Origin of the sequence: Chitinimonas sp., from assembly GCF_041904975.1 — a bacterium.
In the GTDB taxonomy this organism is placed as follows: Bacteria; Pseudomonadota; Gammaproteobacteria; order Burkholderiales; family Chitinimonadaceae; genus Chitinimonas.
In genome coordinates this window covers 1-2,582 of sequence record NZ_JAYRLZ010000406.1, presented here as the reverse complement: position 1 = coordinate 2,582, position 2,582 = coordinate 1, and the positions used below count along the sequence as shown (strand labels likewise).

At 60.2% G+C, this 2,582-nt stretch carries 1 protein-coding gene and 1 pseudogene; both read right to left on the bottom strand.

Annotated features, from left to right (window positions below; genetic code table 11):
* A partial coding sequence (locus ACE3OH_RS21480; protein ID WP_374358079.1) for a nitrate reductase subunit alpha occupies nt 1-2,006 on the bottom strand: 2,006 nt, incomplete at its 3' end.
* A 216-nt stretch (nt 2,007-2,222) separates the two neighbouring features.
* Nucleotides 2,223-2,582, bottom strand: a pseudogene (locus ACE3OH_RS21475) (nitrate/nitrite transporter); the annotation flags it as partial.

Genomic DNA, 2,582 nt, shown 5'->3' with positions numbered 1-2,582 from the left:
ACAACGTCCAGCGGGTTGGTCTGCAACTGCTGGCACGACGGCAGCCAGCCCATGCGTTCGGACTTGGCGTTCAGGTCGATCATGCTCATGCGGCCGTATTTGGCGGCGTCGGCGGTCGGCGCCAGAATTTCGTCCACATGCAGCTTTTCATGCCGCCACTGGCTGGTGTGGGCATAGAAGAAGCTGGTGCCGTTCATCTGGCGCGGCGGGCGCTGCCAGTCCGCCGCGAAGGCCAGAGGTGCCCAGCCGAACTGCGGACGCAGTTTTTCCTGGCCCACATAGTGCGCCCAGCCACCACCGCTCTGACCTACGCAGCCACACATCATCAGCAGGTTGATGATGCCGCGGTAGGTCATGTCCATGTGGTACCAGTGATTCAGCGCGGCACCGACGATCACCATGCTCTTGCCATGGGTGTCGTGGGCGTTCTGCGCGAACTCGCGCGCCACCTGCACCACCATCGCCGGCTTCACGCCGGTGTGCTTTTCCTGCCAGGCCGGGGTGTAAGGCACGTCCTGCTCGTAGCTGCTGGCCACGTGTTCGCCGCCCAGGCCACGGTCGATACCGTAGTTGGCCATCTGCAGGTCATACACGGTGGCGACCAGTACGGTGCTACCGTCAGCTAAGGTCAGCCGCTTGGCCGGCACATTGCGCACCAGCAATTCGTCGTGTTCCGCGCCGAAATACGGGAAGCCCACGCCCACCACGTCGTCGCGGCTGTCGATCAGGCTCAGCAGCGGATCGACTTCGCGGCCCGAGCCGCCGTCCTTCTGTTCCAGGTTCCAGCGACCGACCTTACCGGTACCGGCTTTGTCCTCGCCCCAGCGGAAGCCCACCGCGCCATTCGGCACGACCAGCTCGCCAGTATTTGCGTCGATTTCCAGCGTCTTCCATTCCGGGTTGTTGGCTTCACCGTGGTTGCCGGCTAGATGGGCAGCGCGCAGGAAGTGATCCGGCACCAGGCAGCCATTGCGTTCCTTCAGCATCACCAGCATCGGCATGTCAGTGTATTGCTTGGCGTAGCTGGTGAAGTATTCCGACTTATTGCCCAGATGGAATTCCTTGAGCACCACATGGCCCATGGCCATGGCCAGGGCGGCATCGGTCCCCTGCTTGGGCGCCAACCAGATATCGCCGAACTTGGCCATTTCGCCGAAGTCGCTCGATACGGCCACCGTCTTGGTGCCCTTGTAGCGAACCTCAGTGTAGAAGTGGGCGTCGGGCGTGCGGGTCATCGGCACGTTGGAGCCCCACACCATCAGGTAGGTCGAGTTGTACCAGTCGGCCGATTCGGGCACGTCGGTCTGCTCCCCCCAGATCTGCGGGCTGGCCGGCGGCAAATCGCAATACCAGTCGTAAAAGCTCAGGCAGGCACCGCCGATCAGGCTCAGATAGCGCGCACCGGCGGCGTAGGACACCATGGACATCGCCGGAATCGGCGAGAAACCGATGACGCGGTCCGGGCCGAATTTTTTGATGGTTAGCGCGTTGGCGGCAGCGATTATCTCGGTCGCGGTTTCCCAGTCGGCCCTCACGAAGCCGCCTTGGCCGCGTACGCTCTTGTAGCGATTGGCCTTTTCGGGGTTCTGGCTGATTGATTCCCAAGCGGCAATCGGGTCCATGGTCTTGCGCGCTTCGCGCCACATTTCTGCCAGCCGGCCCCGAATCATCGGGTACTTCACTCGCTGGGCCGAATACACATACCAGCTGTACGAAGCCCCTCGCGGACAGCCGCGCGGCTCGTGGTTAGGCAGGTCGGGCCGGGTGCGTGGATAGTCGGTCTGCTGGGTTTCCCAGGTAATCAGACCGTTCTTCACGTAAACCTTCCACGAGCAGGAGCCCGTACAGTTCACGCCATGGGTGGAGCGTACGATCTTGTCGTGGGACCAACGGCCGCGATAGCCGTTTTCCCACTTGCGATCCTCGTCCACCACCGCGCCATGGCCATCGGCAAAGGTGGATTTGACGCGGGACATGAACTTCAGTCGGTCCAGAAAGTGACTCATTGCGGTTCTCCAAAGGGTCATCCACCAGGGATGCCGATACGATCGGGGATGGTGCAACTGTACGTATGGAAGCCCATCGCCAACATTCACCAGATAGCCACTTTGCAAAGGCAAACGCACTAGGGCACGTAGGTCGAAAGGACTAGTTCCCGTGCTATGCAAAAAACAAAGCCCCGCTCAAGGGCGGGGCGAAAGCTGCGTGATAGCAATATTGAATCAACAAGGCATGTCGGCGCCTTTGCGGGCGTAGAACCACCAGGTGACCAACATGCAACTGAGGTAGAAGGCGACAAAACAGTAGAGCGCTGCGTCAACGCCGCCAGTCAGATCTATCGACGTTCCGAAACTCTTCGGAATGAAGAAGCCTCCATACGCACCAATAGCGCCCGAGAAACCAAGCACAGCTGCCGCTTCCTTACTCGCATCAACCAGAGCCTGCTTATGCGCTTTTTCACCCTTACCCTGAGCATCCCGTTGACGCTCGGTCAAGAAAATGACCGGGATCATGCGAAACGTAGAACCATTGCCAATACCCGACAGTGCAAACAGCACGATGAACATGGTGAGAAAGCCAAA